Origin of the sequence: Roseibium porphyridii (assembly GCF_026191725.2) — a bacterium.
In the GTDB taxonomy this organism is placed as follows: Bacteria; Pseudomonadota; Alphaproteobacteria; order Rhizobiales; family Stappiaceae; genus Roseibium; species Roseibium porphyridii.
This window is the reverse complement of sequence record NZ_CP120863.1, coordinates 5,752,426-5,774,361: the sequence shown is the minus strand read 5'-3', so window position 1 is coordinate 5,774,361 and position 21,936 is coordinate 5,752,426. Positions and strand designations below refer to the sequence as shown.

Annotated in this window: 21 protein-coding genes; 14 read left to right on the top strand and 7 right to left on the bottom strand. The window is 56.3% G+C overall.

Annotated elements, in window-relative coordinates; translation table 11 throughout:
• The first annotated feature begins 114 nt into the window (after positions 1-114).
• The 7 genes from K1718_RS26635 (at position 115) to K1718_RS26605 (ending at position 9,657) form a co-directional block, all read left to right on the top strand.
• Positions 115-3,102 (top strand): 2-oxoglutarate dehydrogenase E1 component, encoded by a 2,988-nt coding sequence (locus tag K1718_RS26635; protein WP_152503953.1) that lies wholly within the window; start codon positions 115-117, stop codon positions 3,100-3,102.
• A gap of 72 nt (positions 3,103-3,174) precedes the next feature.
• The gene (gene odhB, locus K1718_RS26630) at positions 3,175-4,689 is read left to right on the top strand and encodes a 2-oxoglutarate dehydrogenase complex dihydrolipoyllysine-residue succinyltransferase (RefSeq protein ID WP_152503952.1); all 1,515 of its coding nucleotides are present in this window, start codon (positions 3,175-3,177) and stop codon (positions 4,687-4,689) included.
• A gap of 37 nt (positions 4,690-4,726) precedes the next feature.
• The gene (locus K1718_RS26625) at positions 4,727-5,341 is read left to right on the top strand and encodes a LysE family translocator (protein WP_265680242.1); all 615 of its coding nucleotides are present in this window, start codon (positions 4,727-4,729) and stop codon (positions 5,339-5,341) included.
• A gap of 20 nt (positions 5,342-5,361) precedes the next feature.
• Positions 5,362-5,778 carry an LIC10280 family protein gene (lfb1, locus tag K1718_RS26620; RefSeq protein ID WP_152503950.1) on the top strand — a complete coding sequence of 139 codons (417 nt, stop codon included), beginning with the start codon at positions 5,362-5,364 and terminating at the stop codon, positions 5,776-5,778.
• Between the two features lie 26 nt (positions 5,779-5,804).
• Complete coding sequence (locus tag K1718_RS26615) at positions 5,805-6,563, top strand: SDR family oxidoreductase (protein WP_265680243.1); 759 nt, start codon at positions 5,805-5,807, stop codon at positions 6,561-6,563.
• A gap of 43 nt (positions 6,564-6,606) precedes the next feature.
• Entirely contained in the window at positions 6,607-8,010 is a 1,404-nt protein-coding gene (gene lpdA, locus K1718_RS26610; protein WP_152503948.1) for a dihydrolipoyl dehydrogenase, read from the top strand.
• Between the two features lie 114 nt (positions 8,011-8,124).
• Entirely contained in the window at positions 8,125-9,657 is a 1,533-nt protein-coding gene (locus tag K1718_RS26605) for a hypothetical protein (protein WP_265680244.1), read from the top strand.
• Here the strand turns inward: K1718_RS26605 and K1718_RS26600 are convergent.
• Positions 9,651-10,070, bottom strand: a complete 420-nt coding sequence (locus K1718_RS26600) for a MerR family transcriptional regulator (RefSeq protein ID WP_265680245.1) — start codon at positions 10,068-10,070, stop codon at positions 9,651-9,653. The genes K1718_RS26605 and K1718_RS26600 overlap by 7 nt on opposite strands.
• A gap of 88 nt (positions 10,071-10,158) precedes the next feature.
• Between K1718_RS26600 and K1718_RS26595 the strand changes: the two genes are divergently transcribed.
• Complete coding sequence (locus K1718_RS26595; protein WP_152503945.1) at positions 10,159-10,797, top strand: cation efflux transmembrane domain-containing protein; 639 nt, start codon at positions 10,159-10,161, stop codon at positions 10,795-10,797.
• A gap of 59 nt (positions 10,798-10,856) precedes the next feature.
• Here K1718_RS26595 and K1718_RS26590 read toward each other — a convergent pair whose 3' ends face one another.
• From K1718_RS26590 to K1718_RS26580, 3 genes are all read right to left on the bottom strand, one after another.
• Complete coding sequence (locus K1718_RS26590) at positions 10,857-11,816, bottom strand: metallophosphoesterase (RefSeq protein ID WP_265680246.1); 960 nt, start codon at positions 11,814-11,816, stop codon at positions 10,857-10,859.
• A gap of 166 nt (positions 11,817-11,982) precedes the next feature.
• On the bottom strand, positions 11,983-12,216 hold the full coding sequence (locus K1718_RS26585) for a hypothetical protein (protein ID WP_152503943.1): 234 nt from the start codon (positions 12,214-12,216) through the stop codon (positions 11,983-11,985).
• Positions 12,217-12,334: 118 nt separating this feature from the next.
• Positions 12,335-12,739, bottom strand: a complete 405-nt coding sequence (locus K1718_RS26580; protein WP_265680247.1) for a serine/threonine protein kinase — start codon at positions 12,737-12,739, stop codon at positions 12,335-12,337.
• Between the two features lie 141 nt (positions 12,740-12,880).
• Here K1718_RS26580 and K1718_RS26575 point away from each other — a divergent pair, with 141 nt between their 5' ends.
• A complete protein-coding gene (locus tag K1718_RS26575) occupies positions 12,881-13,384 on the top strand; it encodes a GNAT family N-acetyltransferase (RefSeq protein ID WP_152503941.1) in 504 nt (167 codons plus the stop codon).
• 21 nt (positions 13,385-13,405) lie between these two features.
• Here K1718_RS26575 and K1718_RS26570 read toward each other — a convergent pair whose 3' ends face one another.
• Complete coding sequence (locus K1718_RS26570; RefSeq protein WP_418068149.1) at positions 13,406-14,356, bottom strand: tyrosine recombinase XerC; 951 nt, start codon at positions 14,354-14,356, stop codon at positions 13,406-13,408.
• A 152-nt stretch (positions 14,357-14,508) separates the two neighbouring features.
• Between K1718_RS26570 and K1718_RS26565 the strand changes: the two genes are divergently transcribed.
• Positions 14,509-15,456, top strand: coding sequence for a sterol desaturase family protein (locus tag K1718_RS26565; RefSeq protein ID WP_265680249.1), 948 nt, complete (start codon positions 14,509-14,511; stop codon positions 15,454-15,456).
• Positions 15,457-15,470: 14 nt separating this feature from the next.
• On the opposite strand, the gene fsa is transcribed toward K1718_RS26565, so the two are convergent.
• A complete protein-coding gene (fsa, locus tag K1718_RS26560; RefSeq protein WP_152503938.1) occupies positions 15,471-16,124 on the bottom strand; it encodes a fructose-6-phosphate aldolase in 654 nt (217 codons plus the stop codon).
• Between the two features lie 273 nt (positions 16,125-16,397).
• Here fsa and K1718_RS26555 point away from each other — a divergent pair, with 273 nt between their 5' ends.
• Positions 16,398-18,596, top strand: coding sequence for a primosomal protein N' (locus K1718_RS26555; RefSeq protein WP_265680250.1), 2,199 nt, complete (start codon positions 16,398-16,400; stop codon positions 18,594-18,596).
• A gap of 21 nt (positions 18,597-18,617) precedes the next feature.
• On the opposite strand, the gene K1718_RS26550 is transcribed toward K1718_RS26555, so the two are convergent.
• Positions 18,618-19,064 (bottom strand): MarR family winged helix-turn-helix transcriptional regulator, encoded by a 447-nt coding sequence (locus K1718_RS26550; RefSeq protein ID WP_265680251.1) that lies wholly within the window; start codon positions 19,062-19,064, stop codon positions 18,618-18,620.
• A gap of 74 nt (positions 19,065-19,138) precedes the next feature.
• Between K1718_RS26550 and K1718_RS26545 the strand changes: the two genes are divergently transcribed.
• From K1718_RS26545 to atpA, 3 genes are all read left to right on the top strand, one after another.
• Positions 19,139-19,498 (top strand): DUF1428 domain-containing protein, encoded by a 360-nt coding sequence (locus K1718_RS26545; protein ID WP_152503935.1) that lies wholly within the window; start codon positions 19,139-19,141, stop codon positions 19,496-19,498.
• A gap of 338 nt (positions 19,499-19,836) precedes the next feature.
• The gene (locus K1718_RS26540; RefSeq protein ID WP_152503934.1) at positions 19,837-20,397 is read left to right on the top strand and encodes a F0F1 ATP synthase subunit delta; all 561 of its coding nucleotides are present in this window, start codon (positions 19,837-19,839) and stop codon (positions 20,395-20,397) included.
• Positions 20,397-21,926, top strand: coding sequence for a F0F1 ATP synthase subunit alpha (atpA, locus tag K1718_RS26535; RefSeq protein ID WP_152503933.1), 1,530 nt, complete (start codon positions 20,397-20,399; stop codon positions 21,924-21,926). Before K1718_RS26540 ends, atpA begins: the two co-directional genes overlap by 1 nt.
• The last annotated feature ends 10 nt before the right edge of the window (positions 21,927-21,936 follow it).

The following is a 21,936-nucleotide window of genomic DNA, read 5'->3' as shown; positions in this document are numbered from 1 at the left end:
GTAACACTTATTCGAGGGGCTGATGATTTCATCGGTCTTTGTAGGGAACCGGCCGCGGGTCTTATTTTCGGCCCGCCTAAACAAAAAGGGCGGAGCAAACCTCCGCTAAAGGACATGGCACGGCAGGAAGCGAACAACGTATTCGCACTGACGTCGTTGCTTTACGGCGCCAACGCAGCCTATATCGAAGACCTCTACGCACAGTACAAAACGGATCCGAATTCGGTGGACGCCGATTGGCGGGAATTCTTTGCGTCTTTCCAGGACGAAAAAGAAGCCGTTTTGAAAGAGGCACGCGGGGCGACCTGGAAACGCAAGGACTGGCCGCTTGAAGCAAATGGCGATCTCGTCAACGCTTTTGACGGCAACTGGGCACCGATTGAACAGAAGATCGGCGACAAGCTCAAAAAGAAAGCTGAAGCCAAGGGCGAACCGATTTCGGATGCCCAGGTGCACCAGGCAACCCGCGATTCCGTCCGTGCCCTGATGATGATCCGCGCATATCGCATGCGTGGTCACCTGCATGCAGATCTTGATCCGCTCGGGCTGAGCGGCAAGGGCGATCATGAGGAGCTGCATCCCTCATCCTACGGTTTCACGGAAGCCGATTGGGACCGACCGATCTTCATCGACCACGTTCTCGGACTGGAACACGCCACCATCCGCGAGATGCTCGACATCCTGAAGCGGACCTACTGTTCCACGCTCGGTGTCGAGTTCATGCATATTTCCGACCCGGCATCCAAAGCCTGGTTACAGGAGCGCATTGAAGGGCCGGACAAGCAGGTTGCGTTCACCTCTGAAGGCAAAAAGGCAATCCTGAACAAGCTCGTTGAGGCGGAAGGCTTCGAAAAGTTTCTCGATGTCAAATACACCGGCACGAAACGCTTTGGTCTTGATGGCGGTGAAGCGCTGATCCCCGCGCTGGAGCAGATCATCAAGCGTGGCGGGCAGATGGGCCTGAAGGAAATCGTCTTCGGCATGGCGCACCGTGGCCGCCTGAACGTGTTGTCCCAGGTGATGCGCAAACCGCACCGCGCCATTTTCCATGAATTCAAGGGCGGCTCCTACGCACCTGATGACGTGGAAGGTTCCGGCGATGTGAAATACCACCTTGGTGCGTCGTCCGACCGGACGTTCGACGGCAACAATGTCCATTTGTCGCTGACGGCCAACCCATCTCACCTTGAGATCGTCAATCCCGTTGTTCTGGGCAAGGCCCGCGCCAAGCAGGATCAGCTCGCCGCCGACGACAACGGTAATTTCATCGAAACCACTGAAGTTGATCGCGACACGGTTTTGCCGTTGCTGCTGCATGGCGATGCGGCGTTTGCCGGCCAGGGCGTTGTTGCCGAGTGTTTTGGTCTTTCAGCGCTGCGCGGTCACCGCACCGGCGGTTCGGTTCATGTGATCATCAACAACCAGATTGGTTTCACGACCAATCCGCGCTTCTCCAGGTCCTCTCCTTATCCGTCGGACATGGCCAAGGTTATCGAAGCGCCGATTTTCCACGTCAATGCGGACGATCCTGAAGCGGTCGTCTTTGCGGCCAAGATCGCAATCGAATATCGTCAGACGTTCCATCGTCCGGTGGTTATCGACATGATTTGCTATCGCCGCTTCGGCCACAACGAAGGTGACGAACCAGCGTTCACGCAGCCGATCATGTACCGCAAGATCCGCAAGCATGCGACGACACTTCAGCTTTATTCCGAGCGTCTGATCAGCGAAGGCCTGCTTTCACAGGAAGACGTCGATCAGATGAAGGCCGAGTGGCGCAAGCATCTGGACGAGGAATTCGACACCGGTCAGGCCTTCAAGCCCAACAAGGCCGATTGGCTCGACGGCAAGTGGGCCGGCATGAAGCGCGCGGGTGACGAAGATGACCCGCGCCGCGGTCAAACCGGACTGCCGCTTGAGGAACTGAAGGACATGGGACGGGCGCTTGCCCATGTTCCGGACGGCTTCAACATCCACCGGACCATCGCCCGCTTCATGAACCATCGTGAGCGCATGATCGAGACCGGTGAAGGCATCGATTGGGCAACCGCTGAAGCGCTTGCATTCGCGTCGCTTCTGAAGGAAGGGCACCCGATCCGCCTTTCAGGTCAGGACTGCGAGCGCGGAACGTTTTCTCAGCGTCATTCTGTCCTTTATGATCAGGAAAACGAAAGTCGCTATATCCCGCTCAACCATATTTCGCCAGATCAGCAGCGCTACGAAGTCATCAACTCGATGCTCTCCGAAGAAGCTGTTCTTGGGTTTGAATATGGGTATTCGCTCACCGAGCCGCGTGCACTGACCATGTGGGAAGCGCAATTCGGCGACTTTGCCAACGGCGCCCAGGTCTTGTTCGACCAGTTCATTTCGTCAGGCGAACGCAAATGGCTTCGCATGTCGGGTCTGGTCTGCCTGCTGCCGCACGGTTATGAGGGCCAAGGGCCGGAACACTCATCAGCTCGTCTTGAGCGTTATTTGCAGCTCTGTGCGGAAGACAACATGCAGGTGGCGAACTGTTCGACACCGGCAAACTACTTCCACATTCTGCGCCGCCAGCTTCGCCGTGACATTCGTAAACCGCTGATCCTGATGACGCCGAAATCACTTCTGCGCCACAAGAAAGCCGTTTCGAAGATCGAAGAGCTCGGCCCGGATTCAACGTTCCACCGTCTGCTTTGGGACGATTGGGGTCCGAACCTCAACGCCGAAAGCAAGCTGGTCGCAGATGACAAGATCCGTCGTGTCGTGATGTGTTCCGGAAAGGTCTACTACGATCTGTTTGAAGAGCGTGAGAAGCGCGGCATCAATGATGTCTATCTCATGCGAATTGAGCAGCTGTATCCGTTCCCGAAGAAGGCGCTCATGCTCGAGTTGGCGCGCTTCCCGCAGGCCGAAATGGTCTGGTGTCAGGAAGAGCCCAAAAATATGGGCAGCTGGTTCTTTGTGGAATCCTACATTGAGTGGGTGCTCGGCCAGATCGATGCCAAACACAAGCGTCCACGCTATGCAGGCCGGGCGGCAATGGCTTCGACGGCAACCGGCCTGATGTCGGCCCATCTGGCACAGCTGCAGGCATTCCTCGAAGAGGCACTAGGAAACTAAACGTATCCCGTTCGGGAGGGCCCTCGGGCCCTCTTCTCAAGACTGGCCAGGTAATTTTAAGAGAAGGCGACCATGGCAACCGAAATTCGCGTGCCCACGCTGGGTGAATCCGTTTCTGAAGCAACAATTGCACAATGGTTCAAGAAACCGGGGGATGCCGTCAGTCAGGACGAGCCACTGGTGGAACTGGAAACCGACAAGGTCACGGTTGAGGTTCCTGCTCCCGCGGCAGGTACGCTGGAAAGCATCGTGGTCAACGAAGGTGATACGGTTGAAGTTGGAGCCCTTCTCGGCCAGATCGCCGAAGGCGCTGTTGCTGCAGCTGCGGCTCCAGCCAAGGCAGAAAGCGCTCCGGCTGCTAAATCCTCGGGCGCTGCCGAACTGGTGGACGTGGTTGCACCAAGTGCTGGCGAATCCGTGACGGAAGCCGAGGTTGGAGAGTGGAGCGTCAAGGTCGGTGACACGGTCAAGGCCGATGACACGCTCGTCGAACTTGAAACAGACAAGGCTGCTCAGGAAGTGCCGGCTCCTGTTGGAGGCACCGTTGTCAAGATTGCCGCTGAAACCGGCGCGACCATTCAGCCCGGCATACTTCTTTGCCAGATCGACCCGTCCGGCGCTGGTGCCGCTGCAGCGCCGGCAGCTGCTTCGGCTGCAGCGACTTCAGCTCCTGCAGCGGTTTCCGGAACATCCATGCCGGCAGCACCTTCTGCTCAGAAAATGATGGCGGAAAACAACCTTTCCGGTGATCAGGTTGCCGGGTCCGGCAAGCGTGGTCAGGTCCTGAAAGAGGATGTCATCAACGCGATCGCGTCCGGTGCAACGGCTGCAGCTTCGGCTCCGGCGGCGGCTGCCATCCCGCGTGGCCCAGTTGCCGCTCAGGATGAAACGCGCGAAGAGCGGGTGCGCATGACCAAGCTGCGCCAGACGATCGCGCGCCGTCTGAAGGATGCTCAAAACACTGCTGCCATGCTGACCACTTACAATGAGGTGGACATGGGGCCGGTGATGGAGCTGCGGAAGCAGTACAAGGACCTTTTCGAAAAGAAACACGGCGTCAAGCTCGGCTTCATGGGCTTCTTCACCAAGGCAGTCACGCATGCGCTGAAGGAAATCCCGGCCGTTAACGCCGAGATCGACGGCACCGACATCATTTACAAGAACTTCTGCCACATCGGTGTTGCAGTCGGCACAGACAAGGGTCTTGTGGTGCCGGTGGTGCGTGACGCCGACGAAATGTCCATTGCCGAGATCGAAAAGGAAATCGGCAATCTTGGTCGCAAGGCCCGGGACGGCAAACTCGGCATGGCAGACATGTCCGGTGGCACCTTCACCATCTCCAATGGTGGCGTGTATGGTTCGCTTATGTCGTCTCCGATCCTGAATGCTCCCCAGTCGGGCATTTTGGGCATGCACAAGATTCAGGAGCGGCCGATGGCCGTCAACGGTCAGGTGGTGATCCGCCCGATGATGTATCTGGCTTTGTCCTATGATCACCGCATCGTCGACGGCAAGGAAGCCGTGACCTTCCTGGTCCGCGTCAAGGAAAGCCTGGAAGACCCGCAGCGTCTGGTTCTGGATCTGTAATCCGGACCAGCCGACCCCATAGAAAAGGGACCGCATCATGAGTCTGGAGTTCTTGATAACCGCCCTGATCGTGGTGCTGGTTCCCGGAACAGGGGTTGTTTACACCGTGGCCGTTGGCCTCGGTAAGGGGCGGCAGGCTTCCATAGCCGCCGCTCTTGGGTGCACCTTCGGAATTGTTCCGGCCATTCTGGCGTCCGTTGTCGGCCTTGCGGCTTTGATGCACACCAGTGCGTTGGTGTTTACGGCCGTCAAATATGCAGGCGTCGCCTATCTGCTCTATCTGGCCTGGCAAACACTGAAAGATAGCGGACCAATGGATTTGAGGGCCGACAAAAGCAACGCCAAGAGCTTTGCCGCTACGGCCTGGACGGGCTTCCTGATCAACATCCTCAATCCGAAGCTGACGGTCTTCTTTCTTGCATTCCTGCCGCAATTCGTCAGTCCGGCTGCAAGCAATCCGACCCTGGAGATGCTTTTGCACGGGGCTGTCTTTATGGCGATGACATTCTTGGTTTTTGTTGTTTACGGCATGTTTGCATCGCTCATCGGCGAACGGATCTTGCGCAGCGACAGGGTGCTTGTGTGGATGCGCCGGACAGTTGCTGCAACATTTGCAGGCTTTGGTTTGCGACTGGCCTTGGCCGAACGTTAATTCTGATAAGGAGGCGACTGATGGGCATAAGGACACCGAAGGCTTCACTGCTGCCACTCATTAGAAAGCTTGCCGCCGCCTTGATTGTGGCGGTCATGGCGCTCACCTCGTTGCCGTGGCTTTCCAATCCGGCCCCCGCTGCGCCCAAGGCAGTCTTCGCGCCGCAGATTGAAGGCACCTATTCAGTTCAGGGCACCAATCCGAGCGGCGCTGCTTATCAGGGCCGGGCAACGATAACGGTGAAGGACAATACGGCCTATATCCGCTGGGAAATCGCTGGCGACACGTTCCACGGCCAGGGGCCTGTCAAAGGAAACCAGCTCGTCGTTGACTGGGGTGAGGCCGACCCCGTGATCTATCAAATCAACCCCGACGGTTCACTCTTTGGCACTTGGGCCAAAGGGCGAGCGACGGACAATTTGCGTCCGATTAAATAGCACCAGGGGTCTCAGTCGGAGACAAGATGACCGATCAAGTTCTTATCGTCACAGGCGGCAGCCGAGGCATTGGCGCCAGTGTTTGCCGCAAGGCCAGCGTTTTTGGCCACACCGTGATCGTGAATTATGCAGGCAACAAGACGGCTGCGGATGCCGTGGTTGCTGACATTGAAGCGGCTGGTGGAAAGGCCGTTGCAGTTCAGGCTGATGTGTCGCGGGAGGCTGATATTCTTGCTCTCTTCAACGCAGCGGATGAACTCGGGCAGCTGACCGGACTTGTCAACAATGCGGGTGTCGTCGATTTTTCTCAACGGGTCGATGAAATGACAGCCGAACGTCTGACCAGAATGTTCTCCATCAACGTGGTCGGCTCGTTCCTTTGTGCACGCGAAGCGATCAAGCGAATGTCGACGCGGCACGGCGGCAGCGGTGGCGGTATCGTGAACCTCGGTTCGGCGGGCTCCAAGCTCGGATCTCCGTCCCAATATGTCGACTATGCTTCCTCAAAAGGCGCGATCGACACAATGACGGTTGGCCTGGCTCTGGAAGTCGCAGATGAAGGCATCCGCGTAAACGCTGTTCGGCCTGGCATTATCGATACGGAATTGCACGCGTCTGGCGGCTTGCCGGACCGCGTTGCGCAGCTGCAGTCGAAGCTTCCGATGAAACGTGCCGGATCTGCGGACGAAGTGGCAGAAGCCATCATCTGGCTGCTTTCAGAAAGTTCCAGCTACACGACCGGCGCCATTCTCGACGTCTCCGGTGGCCGGTCGATCCTCCCATGAATTTGAAATCCAACCAGAAGTGAAAGAGGCAAAGGCGACCAAAATGTCCCAATATGATCTCGTCGTCATCGGAACTGGCCCAGGCGGCTATGTGTGCGCAATCAAGGCTGCACAGCTTGGCCTGAAGACGGCCGTCGTTGAAAAACGGGCGACCCTCGGTGGCACTTGCCTCAACATCGGCTGCATTCCGTCCAAAGCGCTGCTTTATGCATCGGAAATGTTTGATGAAGCCGGGCATGGGTTCGAAAAGATAGGCATCAAGGTGGGCAAGCCGAAACTCGACCTGCCGTCGATGATGAAACACAAGTCTGACGTGGTGGACGCCAATGTCAGCGGCATTTCGTTCCTCATGAAGAAGAACAAGATCGACGTACACACCGGTACGGGCAAGATCCTGGGCCAGGGGAAAGTTGAAGTCACGGCCGACGATGGTGCTGTCTCCGTGGTTGAAACGAAAAACATCGTTATTGCCACCGGTTCCGACGTTATGCCTTTGCCAGGTGTCGAGATCGACGAGAAACAGGTCGTCTCCTCGACCGGAGCTCTGGAACTGGAGAAGGTTCCAGGCAAGATGGTCGTCGTCGGGGGCGGTGTGATTGGGCTGGAACTCGGTTCGGTCTGGAACCGTCTCGGGTCCGAAGTCACCGTCGTTGAGTTCATGGACAAGATCCTTGGCCCGATGGACGGAGACGTGTCGAAGAACTTTCAGCGCATGCTGAAAAAGCAGGGCATGGCGTTCAAGCTTTCTTCCAAAGTCACTGGCGTTGAGAAGAAAGGCAAAGGCCTTGCCGTTACGGTGGAGCCGGCAAAAGGCGGCGACGCGGAAACCATTGAAGCGGACATCGTCCTCGTTGCTATCGGTCGCCGTCCTTACTCGCAAGGACTTGGTCTGGACACCGCTGGCGTTGCGATCGACGAACGTGGCCGGGTTCAGATCGATGCGCACTACAAGACCAATGTCGATGGCATTTATGCCATTGGTGACGTTGTCGCCGGCCCCATGTTGGCTCACAAGGCCGAAGACGAAGGTGTGGCCGTTGCTGAGATCCTGGCGGGCCAGGCAGGCCACGTGAACTACGATGTCATTCCAGGTGTCGTCTACACCCAGCCGGAAGTGGCTTCTGTCGGCAAGACCGAAGAAGAGCTGAAGGCCGACGGCGTAGAGTACAAGACCGGCAAATTCGCTTTCACGGCCAATGGCCGCGCACGGGCCATGAACCAGACGGATGGCTTTGCCAAGGTTTTGGCTGACGCCAAAACAGACCGTGTTCTTGGTGTTCACATCGTCGGCTTCGGCGCTGGTGAGATGATCCATGAAGCAGCTGTTCTTATGGAGTTTGGCGGCTCATCGGAAGATCTTGCCAGAACATGCCATGCTCATCCGACCATGTCTGAAGCGGTCAAGGAGGCGGCTCTCGGTGCGTTTGCCAAGCCAATACATTCTTAAAAGAACCGTCGATTTTTCGGCCAAGCAGAGCGCCGGTACAGAATAGCGGTTAGAAGCCGGGGGCTCTTGTGTGACAAGAGCTCCCGGTTTTTTGTTGAAGCAGTCAGGTGATCTTTGACGCTGAACGAGCCTGAAAACGGATCAAATGACAAAGCAGGCATGCTGGTTTTCATGGCCGCGCTGGGACTGCCTTTGCTTTGCGGATTGGTTTTCTTTTGGCCCGACCGCAGCATTGCCAATGTGGATGACCTTTTTTTTGTACCCTGGGCAATGGAATTTGCCGAGAGTGGGCGCCACTGGAACAGTCTGCTCGCGGTCCAGTTTCCCGGCCTTGAGAACTACCATTTGCAGCCAAGGCTGCATCTGATCTTCGCCGGGCTGTTCTTTTCTGTGGTTGGCACCGATACGACCGCGCTGCTTGCATTTGAGTTTCTGTGCTTTGCGCTGACCAACCTGGTTTTCGTGATTGTCTGCTTGCGATTGGATTTGCGCCTTGCCGCTATGTTCACACCGCTCCTTTTTGCGCCATTGTATGTCGTTACCGGCTTTCGTCTGGAACTGACGGGTGCCTTGTTCTTCGTGTCAGGCCTGTGCGTGTCTCTTCCATTGCTGTGCGCAGCGGCTTCCCGCACCAGGGACAACGCAGGACCGGGCGCTGTGGTGAGCATCTTCAGCAAGTTTCTTTTCGGCATTGCGCCTCTTGCAGCGCCGTCGCTCTTTGCCTGGAGCCTTGGTGCTATCGCTGTGATCGAGATCTGGCGACTGGCAATGCGTCAGGCAGGATTGTTGCGAATTGTTTGTGAAGGTTTTGCTGCCCTCTTGCTGGCGCTCGCGGTATTTGCATTGTCAATTGATTTTGAATTTGCCGAGTTTCTTGAGCAGTTCACCTTCCACGCAAGCCGCTCAACGGGTGGTGGTTTCAACGACGAGGCAATTCTTCGCGCGGTCCTGTTCGCTGGCGCTTCAACGCTCGTCTTTCGCCATAACCGTGCCGCTGCTGCAATTTGCGCTGCTCTCGCGGCAGGTCAGTTTTTGGCGGCCTTTCTTCACGACAAAGCCCTGATCCGGAACCTTGCGGCTTCAATGGTTTTTCTGATCGCGCTGGATGCGGTGGTCGGGTCGAGGTGGCTCAAGGCGAAGGCAACTCTCTTCGCCATCCTTTTTCTGGCTCTGTCGGCCAATTTCTTCAGCTTTTACATTCTCTCGGATCGAGTGGAAAATTCCGAAGCGGTGACAGCTGCCTATGAGAAGGATTTGTCAGATGGTAAGCGCGTGTTTGTCGATGAAACTATGGCTCAGCACTACCTGAACCAAAATACCCGCGGTGCGCTCGCCTGGACGTGGGGTGGAACCTTTCCCAAAGGGCGTCCGACAAGCCTTCTCGACCTGAAGAAAGGCGATGCCTGGTATGTGAGCGAATACACGATTTCAGGGTATCTCAAGGGCCGGCATGATGTTGCTGAGAAGGTGTGGCCGGATCCGGACTATCGGCGCGTCCTGCAGTTTTCCTGTGTGTTGGGTCGGCAGTCCTGCAATCTTCCCGTTGAACGGTGGCGGATTTTGCGACTGGAAAGACTGGAAGATGGCGTGTCGGTCAAAGTCTTTGGTGACGAAACAACGTCGCGAATACTCCCTTCACCTCAGTGAGCATCCTTGCAAAGCCCGTGATCCGCAAATGCTCTGAGAACGTTGCACTCTGTAACGGTGTGACCACCTTTGCAGCTGTCTGCAATACGGCTTAGCTCGGTTTCAAGTCTCTGCAAGTGGGCGATGCGTTGCCGGACAGCCTTGAGCTGATCCACCGCGATCAGGTCCGCTTCAGCACAAGGTTTGTCGGGGTGTTGGCTGAGTTCGATAAGATCCCGAACTGCTTGCATCGACAACCCCAGGTCTCGGCAGTGCCGGATGAAACGCAGTCTTTCAAGGTCCGAGTGACGATAACGGCGCTGGTTGCCTTCGGTCCGCAAGGGCGCTTCCAGCAACCCCTCTTTTTCATAGTACCGGATCGTTGGGACTTTTACTCCGGTTTCGCGGGACAACTCTCCGATTGAAAAATCCATCAAAAACCTCTTGAAGCTCTAGTCGCTATAGCAATTAGAAAGGGCCAAAGTCGAGAATTCAAGTGCTCGATTCGACAAGGAGTGAACCATGGGTGCGTGCTGCGGCACTTCAAATCAACGCTTTGACGGCATGTCGCAAGACTATCGCCGTCGCCTCTGGTTGGTGATTGCGCTCAACGGCGGGATGTTTGTCGTGGAAATGGCAGCAGGTCAGGCAGCTGGATCAAAAGCTCTTCAGGCCGATGCGCTGGATTTCTTTGGCGATGCCGTGACCTATGGCATTTCACTCGCTGTGATTGGCGCTTCCTTGAGGACACGCGCGCTCGCGGCCCTCTTCAAGGGAGGCAGCCTTTTTCTTATGGGTATTTGGGTTGCGGCGACAACGCTTTATCAGGTGTTTGTTCTTGGCGTTCCACAGGCCGCGGTGATGGGGTCGATCGGCTTTCTTGCTTTGGCAGTCAACCTTTTCAGCGTGCTGTTGCTGGTGCGTTACAAGGATGGGGATGCAAATGTAAGGTCCGTGTGGCTTTGCTCGCGAAACGATGCAATCGGCAATGTGGCCGTCATGGTGGCGGCTCTCGGTGTTTGGGGCACGACAACCGCCTGGCCTGACCTGATCGTGGCAGGTTTGATGGCGGGTCTGTTCCTGAGCTCGGCAGTCCAGATTTTCGTGCAGGCTATCCGGGAGTATCGTCAGGACAGTGCGCAATCCCACCAGGCCGTGTAGGGAATTCTGGTGTCTGCCGGAAAGCGTTGTTCAAGCAGTTCTCGATGACAAGAGAGCTGTCAGGACGTGGTTTTGGCATCGCCAAGGTGGACCAAAGTAATTTCCGGCGGCACGCCGAAGCGCACCGGCAGGATTGAACAACCAAGACCGCCGGACACGACCAAGTGTCTTGGGTTCGTTTTGAGGCTCAAATGGCGCATCAGGGTTGTTCCTTCGGTCTCCACGATATGACCATAGATGTGGTTCGTCCCGTGTTTCTTGGGGAATGCGGGCTTATAACCCATGACATTGATCTGTCCGCCATGCGTGTGACCACTGACGGTCAGGCTCACACGAGAAGGCACCTTTCGGATAATGTCGGGCTCATGTGCCATGAGTAGCACGGGCGCATCGTCATTCACCTGGGCAAGGGTTCCTGGCAGATCATCCAGTCCACGCCAGTGTTTCTGCTTTCGCTTGCGGCTGGGAAAAAGGGCAAGCTGGTCATCAAGTCCAGCCAGCCAGAAGGCTTTGCCATCCTTGGTAAGGCGTTCGGCGCGATTTTGGTAAAGCGGAATTCCGGCGTTGAGAAGGGCCTGACCGTACTTGGTCGGGCCGATTCCGATCAGTTGGGCTTCGTGGTCATCCCACCAGTCGTGATTTCCAAGGATGGCATGCGTGCCGAGCGGCGCATCCAGGTCACCGAAAATATCTGCCCACGCCTGTGGTGGGATCGAATCATACTGCCATTTGTGGCTCGCCACGTAGTCTCCCAGCATCAAGATGATATCCGGTTTAAGCGCGTTGGTGCGGCCAACAACGAACTTCAGCCGTTCCAGGTTCATCCAGGGGTCACAAATATGAGGGTCGGCTATCAAAGCCGCAGTGAGCCGGAGATTTTTGGGCCAGCGGGGCGGCGTCAGCCGGTACTCCTTGATCGTCAGGCGAAAGGGTTCAACTCCAATCGCATAGGCGGGAGCCGAAATCGCTCCAAGGACGGCGCATCCAAGCCCCTTTAAGAACAGTCGTCTTGAAATCATGAAATCTTGCACCCCAAAACTTGGTTGCTGCAGCAAATAAGAGTGGTGGTGCACTCGCTTCGCGGCGCCTTGAGGGCCGTTTTCAGCAGAATATGTGCAAAGCCCATGCAAAAAAGTCCCGCTGCAAAGCAGCGGGACATGATTGGAGCTCTTTTGAGGAGCCGGTTCACTCGGCTGGTTTGTCGCCTGGAACCGGTAGAACGATTGCTTCTTCTAGTGTTTCATCACTCAGATCATTGGTCGCGATGGAAACATCTGTGTCAACTTCGGGTATGACGGTCGTGTCAGCGACGGTCATGTTTTTCGACTTTGCAGTTTTTCCCCAGGAGCAGGCACTTGCAGGAACAATTGCAAATGCCGTCAGGGCTAGGGCCGCAACACCGGTGCTTAATAGACGCATGCTCTGCCTCCGTCTTCAGGCCGCGTTCGAAAGACGCAGCATAACGTTGCGTAAGATAAATCGAGGATCTGGCAAGGAAAAAACGGGAGCCGATTGTTTTTGACCGCGCAAAACAGTTTCATTTGCGCCTGAGATTATAGGTGACTTCGCGCCGAGGTTCCGACAAGTCATTGACGATGTTCACAACATGGGTGTCGAGAAGATCGCCGAATGCTTTCAAGGTGATCTGCTTGCTGCTGAGGAAACCGACGAGCAAAACCTCGACTGCGCCATCTGAACGCAATTCCGCTTTGGTCCAACCCCATTTGCAGTCTCGCGGGATGCAGGACGTAAAGGCCCGGACACGCACGTTCACCTGTTCATTCTCGCAACGGCTTTCCACTTCGATGCGCGAGATTTGTTTGGGTTCGGCATCCGGATTGAGCCAGGCGCCGTCTTCCGGTATCGGGCAGTAGATCCGCTGCGCAAGTGACGGCGCTGCGGACAACATCAGTAAGGCGATTGCAAGCATCACCATGCGCATGTCTGTTCTCCCACGTGTCTTCGGTGAAAAAACGTCGAGTGGTTGACTTCAACCTAACCGATTACCATCGCGCCTGCTAGATTCGCATTTGCAAAGTGATAAGGTCGTTAAGAATCTCATCAGTCAAAACAGAGAGTTAGTATGCACTCACTCCACAGTGAGCAATTTCTGCTTCGCCCACCCGAGGTGCAGGACCTTGGGGTATATCGAACCTTTTTTGCCGATGCCGAAGCATCGCGTTTTTATGGCGGACCACTTCGCGATGATCAATCCTGGAGGGCGCTTGCCGGGCATGTTGGACACTGGCACCTGCGCGGGTATGGGCTTTGGATGATTGTGCCTAGACAAGGCGGAGCTGCGATCGGTGGCTGCGGGTTTGTCTGGCCGGATGGCTGGCCCCGGCGTGAGCTGACCTGGTGGCTCTTGCCCGAAGCGAGAGGGACTGGAACAGCCGTCGAAGTATCAAGAGCGGCGATCAAGCACGCCTATGACAGCTATGGCTGGTCTTTGGTGGAAACGCATATGGATGATGCCAATGAAGCTGCCCGCAAACTTGTTCAAAAGCTGGGTGGTAAGGTGATCGCGCGGGAAGTATTTCCCGATGACAAAACACGCTCGGTGTATGAATTGCCAAGACTGGAATGACCTCTCAGGAACACGCAAAACTCACCTTCTCGGATGCGCCTTGTCGTAAGCTTTCAGAAGATGCGCGCCGTCGATTTCCGTATAGATTTGCGTAGAAGCAAGGCTGGCATGTCCGAGCAGCTCCTGGATGGTTCTGAGATCACCGCCTCCGGCCAGCAGATGAGTAGCAAAGGAATGGCGCAAGGCGTGAGGCGTCGCGCTGTCCGGAAGACCGAGTGCACCGCGCAAGCGCTGCATGGCCAGCTGGATCATACGCGGATTGAGTGGTCCGCCGCGTGCACCCAGAAAAAGCGGTCCTTTTGCGCTGACCGCATACGGACAGAGTTTCAGATACTGCTCGATGGCTTCGCCGACTGCAGGCAGGATTGGCACGATCCGTTCCTTGCCACCCTTTCCGATGATCCGCATCGTTTTCGTTTCACGTTTTGGCGCCGCGTCACCCGTCAATGACAGCGCTTCGGAAATGCGCAGTCCGCAGCCATAAAGAAGTGTCAGTACGGCTGCATTTCGCGCTTCTATCCATGCCTCTGCTTCCATCCCGAAATCGCCGCTGGTGATATCGACGGCATCTTTCGAGGAAACGGGTTTGGGCAAGGATCGAGCCTGGCGAGGCGGACGCACTGCCGAAGAAGCTGCAGCATTGACCTCGCCGCGCCGTTCCAAAAACCTCAGAAAGGATCGAATGCCTGCAAGTCCACGTGCCAGAGAACGGCTTTGCACACCCTGACGGCGTCGGCTCGCGAGAAAACTGCGAAAATCAACCGGGCGTAAGGCCGCAATGTCTTTCAGGGACGGCGCTCCACCCAAGTGCATAGTCAAGAACCTCAGAAACTGGCGCAAGTCCCGCTCATAGGCCAGAAGTGTCTTGTCCGAAAGGCGCCGTTCGTCCGACAGGTGGTCCAGCCAAAGACCCAACCGATGATTGAGATCAGGCTGGGCCGTGGTCAGCAAGGCATCTTGTTCGGCAGACATCGTGGGCATGGCACTCGATTACACTCAAAGAACGCAACTGTTCCGTTAACAAGGGAATTGTTTTTGACGCAAAGCGCAGGCGGCGACGACTTTACCGTCACTTAAGCAAGGGTTGCTAAAACGCTTGTTGAATTTCGCAAGGAGTTGCCTCGGTGGACGTATTGGCAGATTTTGCCCAACGGCTGCAGGAACTGTTTCTGTTTCTGGTCAACAACCGTCTTGAAAGCCTGTCGTTTGCGGCAACTATCGCTTTTCTCTTTGTGATTTTGTTGGTCGATCTGCATCGGCGTGGATACAGGTTCTCCTGGCCGCGGCGGCTACTGAAAAGTGTTGGTGCCAACATAGCGTTCTGGTGGGTAAGCTTGCTGTTTGCACCTGCGGTGCTTCTGCTGACCTACCCGGTTAAGCAGTTTTATGACGCAATTGGCCTGCCCGGAATCGACGAGAGCTTTTGGCAGGGTGTGCCGGCATGGCTGCTCGTTCCGTTGGCGATCGTCTGCTACGATTTCGCCAACTACTGGAACCACCGGCTCATGCATCACAGGTGGTTCTGGCCAGTCCACGCCATTCACCATTCCGACCCGGATATGAATGCGCTTACGGCCTATCGGATTCATTTTCTTGAGTCTGTTATCATGGCCCTGTCTTACATCCTGCTGCTCAGCTGGTTGGGTTTCCCGACAGGTTCCATGGGAATGGGGGCCGTTCTGCTGACGCTTCACAGCATGTATGTCCATCTCAATGTCGACTGGGACCACGGACCGTTTAAATATGTGATCGCGTCACCGCGCATGCACCAATGGCACCATGCAGATTTGCCGGAAGCCTATGGCAAAAACCTGGCAAACATCTTTCCGGTTTTCGATCTTGTCTTTGGAACATACTACGTTCCTGGCCCTTGCCACGAACCGTTGGGTGCGAAAGGCGTTCCGGAAAACGATGTCGTGAAACTGATCCTTTATCCGTTTGCCGTGTGGGGTAAGTTGGCTCTGAAGCTGTTTCGCCCTTCACGCAAAGCTCAAACGTCGGTTCCGGATGACCTGGCAAAAACAGAAACGCACCGGACCGTTGAGCCCGATGCGTCCACTGCAACGCCGTAACGTTTCTTGTTTGCTTAAAGGATACTCTGTCCGGTCTTCGCCCAATCGGCGAGGAAAGCTTCAAGACCCTTGTCGGTCAAAGGGTGTTTGACGAGGCTTTTCAGCGTTGCCGGGGGAACGGTCGCAACATCGGCACCGATGATGGCACAATCCTTGACGTGGTTCGGCGTGCGAATGGAGGCTGCCAGGATTTCCGTCTCGTAACCGTAGTTGTCATAGATCACTCGGATTTCCCTGATCAGCTCCAGGCCGTCGGCATGAATGTCATCAAGGCGACCAATGAACGGTGAAATGTAGGTCGCACCGGCTTTCGCGGCCAGAAGCGCCTGGTTCGCGGAAAAGCACAGCGTGACGTTGGTCTTCGTGCCTTCTTCCGTCAGCTTCTTGCACGCTTTCAGGCCGTCGAAAGTCAACGGCAGTTTGATGACCACATTATTTGCGATCGCGCGCAGCACGTTGGCTTCTTTGATCATGGTGTCGAAGTCGGTTGCAGCAACTTCGGCTGAAACGTCGCCTTCTGTAATCGAGCAGATTTCTGCGATCACTTCCTTGAAATCACGGCCGGATTTCGCAATCAGCGACGGGTTGGTTGTCACACCGTCCAATAGACCGGTGGACTCCAGCTCCTTGATTTCAGCGACGTCGGCAGTGTCGACAAAGAATTTCATGAATTCGTACTCCTTGTGAGGCGCCCGTTCGGTCGCCGGATGTCTTATCCCGGTAGCGGGGCAAAACGTTTGCGTGGTCAGCTGCGCTCTCTTTACCCTAGGATGATGACAAGAAGAACCCCTGATTCTTCGGTGGATGATTTTTTTGCGGTACGTACCTCAAGGCGAACGGAGCTTGCGCTTGAGCGAGACGGCGGCATTGTTTTTTCAAATTCGAGGTGTTGCCACATGTACCGGACAAGCTGGCAAGCGACGGTGAGGACCTGATACTCCGTGCTGTTTGACGACTCAGAGCTGCCTGAAGCGATTGCCAGTGTCTTGGTGCCCGTTGCGGTGCCGGTTGCCTATACTTACAAGGTGCCGCCAGGCGAAACCGTAGTGCCCGGCACAATCGTCAAGGTACCTCTTGGTCCGCGTGAGGTGATCGGTGCTGTCTGGGACGATCAGCCGGACGCAGCAATTAATCCCAAAAAGCTGAAATCCATTACCAGGGTCTACGACAAGACCCCGCCGCTTGATGAGGATCTAAGGCGTTTCGTCGACTGGGTAGCCTCTTGGACACTCGGCGCGCCCGGCATGGTGTTGCGTATGGTGCTTAGATCGGAGGAAGCCTTGGAACCGGAAGCGCCCGTTCCAGGTGTCCGCCGCATCGACGGTGCTGAACCGGACCGAATGACCGCAGCTCGCGGGCGCGTCCTTGCAACGATGGAAGACGGTTTTGCGTGGACGAAAAGCGGTTTGTCCCACGCTGCCGGGGTTTCGCCATCGGTCATCGACGGGTTGATAAATCAGGACGTTTTGGAAGTGGTCATGATGCCGGCGGCGTTGCCGCTCCCCAAACCACAGATCGATTATTCGCAAAAACCGCTGACCTCTTCTCAACAAGCCGCGGCAGAAGGCTTGATCCGCGGCTTCTCCAAACAAGGCGGCAGTGTCGCGTTGATTGACGGTGTAACCGGATCGGGAAAGACGGAAGTCTATTTCGAGGCGATTGCAGAAGCTTTGCGGCGGGACCGGCAAGTGTTGGTGTTGCTGCCGGAAATTGCATTGACCGAACAATTCCTGCGTCGGTTTGAACAACGGTTCGGCGTTTATCCGGCAGAGTGGCATTCGGAAGTTACACCGCGCAAACGAGCCCGTGTCTGGCGCGGGGCAGCTTCCGGTGATGTCAGGGTCGTCATCGGTGCTCGCTCGTCACTGTTCCTGCCATTCAAGGAACTCGGCCTGATCATTGTCGATGAGGAGCACGACGCGGCTTTCAAACAAGATGACCGGGTTCCCTACAGTGCCAGGGACATGGCAGTCGTCAGGGGGCACATTTCGAAGTTTCCCGTCGTACTGGCCTCCGCGACGCCATCGGTTGAGAGTATCGTCAACGCGGAGCAGGGACGGTACGACCTTTATGAGTTGCCTGAACGGGCGTCCGGGGCTTCGCTGCCGGACCTGCAGGCAATCGATATGCGACTGGATGGTCCGGAGCGCGGTCGCTGGCTTGCGCCCGCTCTTGTAAACGGCATTCGCGAAACCTTCGGCAGTGGTGATCAGTCGCTTCTGTTCCTGAATCGGCGCGGCTATGCGCCCCTGACGCTCTGCAGAACATGCGGCCATCGTTTCCAGTGCGCTCATTGCAGCGCTTGGCTGGTGGAGCACCGGTTTCAAAAGAAGCTCGTCTGCCATCATTGCGGTCACTCCGAGCCGGTTCCGCAATCCTGTCCGTCCTGTCACAGCAGTGACAGTCTGGTGGCATGCGGGCCTGGAGTAGAGCGAATTGCCGAAGAGGTTTCGGATCTCTTTCCCCAGGCGCGCACGCTGGTGCTCTCGTCCGATATCGCTGGCGGCCCGGAGCGCTTGAAACGGGAAATGAAGATCGTCGAAGAGGGCGGTGCCGACATCGTTATCGGCACGCAACTTGTCGCCAAGGGACATAATTTTCCAAAGATGAAACTGGTCGGCGTTATCGATGCCGATCTGGGTCTCGCCCACGGGGATCCGAGAGCTGCGGAAAAAACATTTCAGCTGCTTGCGCAGGTGACCGGCCGCGCAGGCCGGGTAACTGGCGGTGGAAAGGGCTTTCTTCAGACCTACAATGCCGACCATCCCGTGATCAAGGCGCTGTTGTCGAGCGACAAACATGCCTTTTATCAGGCGGAAATCGAAGCAAGGCGGTCGGCCGGATTGCCTCCGTTTGGAAGGTTGGCAGCGCTCATTGTGTCAGGGCCAGACAAGTCATTCGCTGAAGCGTACGCCAGAGCGCTGGCGCGGTCAGCGCCAAACGATCAGGCTGTGACATTGCTCGGCCCGGCCGAAGCAGCTCTTGCGATGGTGCGTGGAAGATACCGGTTTCGATTGCTGGCAATGGCGCCGCGTCAATTTGACCTACAGACCTATTTAAGACGCTGGCTCGGGCAGGGCCCGAAACCGACAAAGGGGCTGCGCGTACAGGTGGACATCGATCCGCAGCACTTTCTTTAATGGGCAGACACAACGATCAGCTCAATCGAAACTGAGTGCGAGCAGTTGCTTCAGGATCGGGGCACTCTCGACCTGTGCCAGTTCGGCGTCGATTGCCTCATGAACGGTGCGCCAGACAGGCAAGGCGTCGATCAATAACATTCTGCCGGCATCGCTAAGCAACAGTCTGCGGCTTCTCCGGTCCGCAGGGTCCGGTTCTATCGTCAATAGGTCACGGCGCACCAAAGGCTTGAGATTTGCGGTCAGCGTGGTGCGATCCATGACCAGCAACGTGGCAACTTCCCCCAGTCTTGGTGCGACGGGCCGGTTCAGCGCCATGAGCAGGGAGAATTGCCCGTTTGTAAGCTGGAACGGTCGCAATGCTTCATCAAACCGGCGGCCCACGTGACGCGCCGCGCGCTGCAGATGAAGGCACAGACAGCGGTCGCGGACTTCATGTGTTGTCGAGAGTGGCAGATCCGGGTGCATCGCATATGATTACGTTGATATCAACATAATCATATGCGATGCTTGCATCCGTTTCCAGCCAGGAGGGCAAGTGAATGACCTATGTTCAGGGGTTTTTGTTGCCGGTGAAGACGGCACGAAAAGCAGATTACAAGGAAATCGCGGAAAAATCGTGGGTTCTCTTCAAGGAATACGGGGCGCTGAGTTGCTGCGAGGCTTGGGGTACGGCGGTGCCGGACGGAAAAGTCACCTCTTTTCCAATGGCGGTCAAAAAGGAGGACGACGAGACCGTGGTGTTTTCCTGGATTGTCTGGCCAGACCAAAAAACGGCCGACGCCTGTATGGCCACGATGGAATCGGACCCTCGTTGGGAGGAGGTCATGCCGAATGCGAATGAGATCATGGGTATGAAGCGCATGATCTTCGGCGGGTTCGAGCCTCTTGTCAGCTACTGAGCCTGTTGCGATCAGATCCACGGAGATGCCGCGAGGCAGCAAGTCGCGCGGCGCATAAAAAATCGCTGCTGCCGCAAAACCGTCTAAAGGTTTAGACGGGGGCGGAGACATTGATCTTCATGGCTTTTTAGGCCTGCCTATCAAAAAACCCCTATGAATCGTCAAAAACAGTCTTTTGGCGAAGTTGCACACTGGGAAACCCTGTGCTAATTGAGGCGCGGCTTTGGGGGAACGGTTTAACCGTCATACCTTCTGACCTCGAAATCATTCATTTTTTCAATACCTTGCGAACGCTGGCCGTTTTGCGGGTCTGGAAAAAGTCAGAGAGCACGGACCTGGTGACTGACAACGTATCTCTCGTATCCGGCGTGGCACAGCGTTATGCATCCGCCCTTCTCGACCTTGCAGAGGGCGAAGGCGTAACGTCTGACGTGGAACGGGATCTTACTGCTTTCGAAGGCATGCTTGCCGAAAGTGAAGATCTCGACCGTCTCGTGAAGAGCCCGGCATTCAGTGCTGAGGAGCAGCTTGCAGCGCTCACTGCACTTCTCGAAAAAGCAGGCATTTCCGGCCTCGCTGCAAATTTTGTGAAGCTGGCCGCCCGTAACCGGCGCCTCTTCGTTCTTCCCGGCATGATCAAGGCATTCCGCGCACTGCTCGCAGACAAGCGAGGCGAGGAAACGGCTGAGGTAACCTCCGCAGCCCCATTGTCCGACGAACATGTCGCCGCCCTGAAGGAAGCTTTGTCTTCCTCCACGGGCAAATCCGTAAACGTCGTAGCGAATGTTGATCCTGCTCTGATCGGTGGCCTTGTGGTCAAGGTCGGCTCACGCATGATCGATACCTCGCTGCGTACCAAGCTCAATTCACTCAAGTTCGCGATGAAAGAGGTCGGCTGATGGATATTCGGGCCGCGGAAATCTCCGCAATCCTCAAGGACCAGATCAAGAGCTTTGGCCAGGAAGCCGAAGTTTCTGAAGTTGGTCAGGTGCTCTCCGTCGGTGACGGTATCGCCCGTGTTTATGGTCTGGACAAAGTTCAGGCTGGTGAAATGGTCGAATTCCCAGGTGGCATTAAGGGCATGGCTCTTAACCTGGAATCCGACAACGTCGGTGTCGTTATTTTCGGTTCTGACCGTGACATTAAAGAAGGTGACACCGTCAAACGGACCGGCGCCATCGTGGAAGTCCCGGTTGGCAAAGGCCTGCTTGGCCGCGTTGTCGACCCGCTCGGCAACCCGCTTGACGGCAAAGGCCCGATCGAAGCGACCGAACGTCGCCGTGTGGACGTTAAGGCACCTGGTATTCTGCCGCGTAAATCCGTTCACGAGCCGATGTCGACCGGCCTGAAGGCAATTGACGCCTTGATCCCGGTTGGCCGTGGTCAGCGTGAGCTTGTCATTGGCGACCGTCAGACCGGCAAGACAGCTATCATTCTCGACACGTTCCTGAACCAGAAGCCACTGCACGCTTCTGACGATGAAGACGCCAAACTCTACTGCATCTACGTTGCGGTTGGTCAGAAGCGCTCCACCGTTGCTCAGTTCGTGAAGACCCTGGAAGACGCCGGCGCTTTGGAATATTCCATCGTTATCGCCGCGACCGCTTCCGATGCAGCACCGCTGCAGTTCCTTGCACCGTTCTCCGGTTGCGCCATGGGCGAGTACTTCCGCGACAACTCCATGCACGCCGTGATCGGATATGACGATCTGACCAAACAGGCTGTGGCCTACCGTCAGATGTCTCTGCTTTTGCGCCGCCCGCCGGGACGTGAAGCGTTCCCAGGTGACGTTTTCTACCTTCACTCCCGTTTGCTGGAGCGTTCGGCAAAGCTCAATGAAGAGCATGGCCGCGGCTCCCTGACGGCGCTCCCGGTCATTGAGACCCAGGGCAACGACGTGTCCGCGTTTATTCCGACCAACGTGATTTCGATCACCGACGGTCAGATCTTCCTGGAAACCGACCTTTTCTATCAGGGTATCCGCCCGGCCGTGAACGTCGGTCTGTCGGTCTCCCGCGTTGGCTCTTCAGCGCAGATCAAGGCGATGAAACAGGTTGCCGGCCCGATTAAGGGTGAACTTGCTCAGTACCGCGAAATGGCGGCATTTGCGCAGTTCGGCTCCGATCTCGATGCCACAACGCAGCGCCTGCTGAACCGCGGTGCGCGCCTGACCGAACTTCTGAAGCAGCCGCAGTTCTCGCCGCTGAAAACGGAAGAGCAGGTTGCCGTGATCTACGCTGGCGTGAACGGCTATCTCGATACGCATCCGGTCGACCGGGTGAAAGACTTCGAAGAAGGCTTGCTCTTGTTCCTGCGTGGTGAACACCAGGACCTGCTGGACGCCATCTGGGAAAAGAAGGCTCTCGACGACGATCTGACCGGTAAGCTGAAAGCTGCCGTCGACGCGTTCGCCAAGAACTTCGCTTAAGACCACACGC

Excerpts from the sequence above, each read along its gene's own strand:
- K1718_RS26635 (WP_152503953.1), top strand. The coding sequence starts at position 115 with ATGGCACGGCAGGAAGCGAACAACGTATTCGCACTGACGTCGTTGCTT.
- odhB (WP_152503952.1), top strand. The coding sequence starts at position 3,175 with ATGGCAACCGAAATTCGCGTGCCCACGCTGGGTGAATCCGTTTCTGAA.
- K1718_RS26625 (WP_265680242.1), top strand. The coding sequence starts at position 4,727 with ATGAGTCTGGAGTTCTTGATAACCGCCCTGATCGTGGTGCTGGTTCCC.
- lfb1 (WP_152503950.1), top strand. The coding sequence starts at position 5,362 with ATGGGCATAAGGACACCGAAGGCTTCACTGCTGCCACTCATTAGAAAG.
- K1718_RS26615 (WP_265680243.1), top strand. The coding sequence starts at position 5,805 with ATGACCGATCAAGTTCTTATCGTCACAGGCGGCAGCCGAGGCATTGGC.
- lpdA (WP_152503948.1), top strand. The coding sequence starts at position 6,607 with ATGTCCCAATATGATCTCGTCGTCATCGGAACTGGCCCAGGCGGCTAT.
- K1718_RS26600 (WP_265680245.1), bottom strand. The coding sequence starts at position 10,070 with ATGGATTTTTCAATCGGAGAGTTGTCCCGCGAAACCGGAGTAAAAGTC.
- K1718_RS26595 (WP_152503945.1), top strand. The coding sequence starts at position 10,159 with ATGGGTGCGTGCTGCGGCACTTCAAATCAACGCTTTGACGGCATGTCG.
- K1718_RS26590 (WP_265680246.1), bottom strand. The coding sequence starts at position 11,816 with ATGATTTCAAGACGACTGTTCTTAAAGGGGCTTGGATGCGCCGTCCTT.
- K1718_RS26585 (WP_152503943.1), bottom strand. The coding sequence starts at position 12,216 with ATGCGTCTATTAAGCACCGGTGTTGCGGCCCTAGCCCTGACGGCATTT.
- K1718_RS26580 (WP_265680247.1), bottom strand. The coding sequence starts at position 12,739 with ATGCGCATGGTGATGCTTGCAATCGCCTTACTGATGTTGTCCGCAGCG.
- K1718_RS26575 (WP_152503941.1), top strand. The coding sequence starts at position 12,881 with ATGCACTCACTCCACAGTGAGCAATTTCTGCTTCGCCCACCCGAGGTG.
- K1718_RS26570 (WP_418068149.1), bottom strand. The coding sequence starts at position 14,356 with ATGTCTGCCGAACAAGATGCCTTGCTGACCACGGCCCAGCCTGATCTC.
- fsa (WP_152503938.1), bottom strand. The coding sequence starts at position 16,124 with ATGAAATTCTTTGTCGACACTGCCGACGTCGCTGAAATCAAGGAGCTG.
- K1718_RS26550 (WP_265680251.1), bottom strand. The coding sequence starts at position 19,064 with ATGCACCCGGATCTGCCACTCTCGACAACACATGAAGTCCGCGACCGC.
- K1718_RS26545 (WP_152503935.1), top strand. The coding sequence starts at position 19,139 with ATGACCTATGTTCAGGGGTTTTTGTTGCCGGTGAAGACGGCACGAAAA.
- atpA (WP_152503933.1), top strand. The coding sequence starts at position 20,397 with ATGGATATTCGGGCCGCGGAAATCTCCGCAATCCTCAAGGACCAGATC.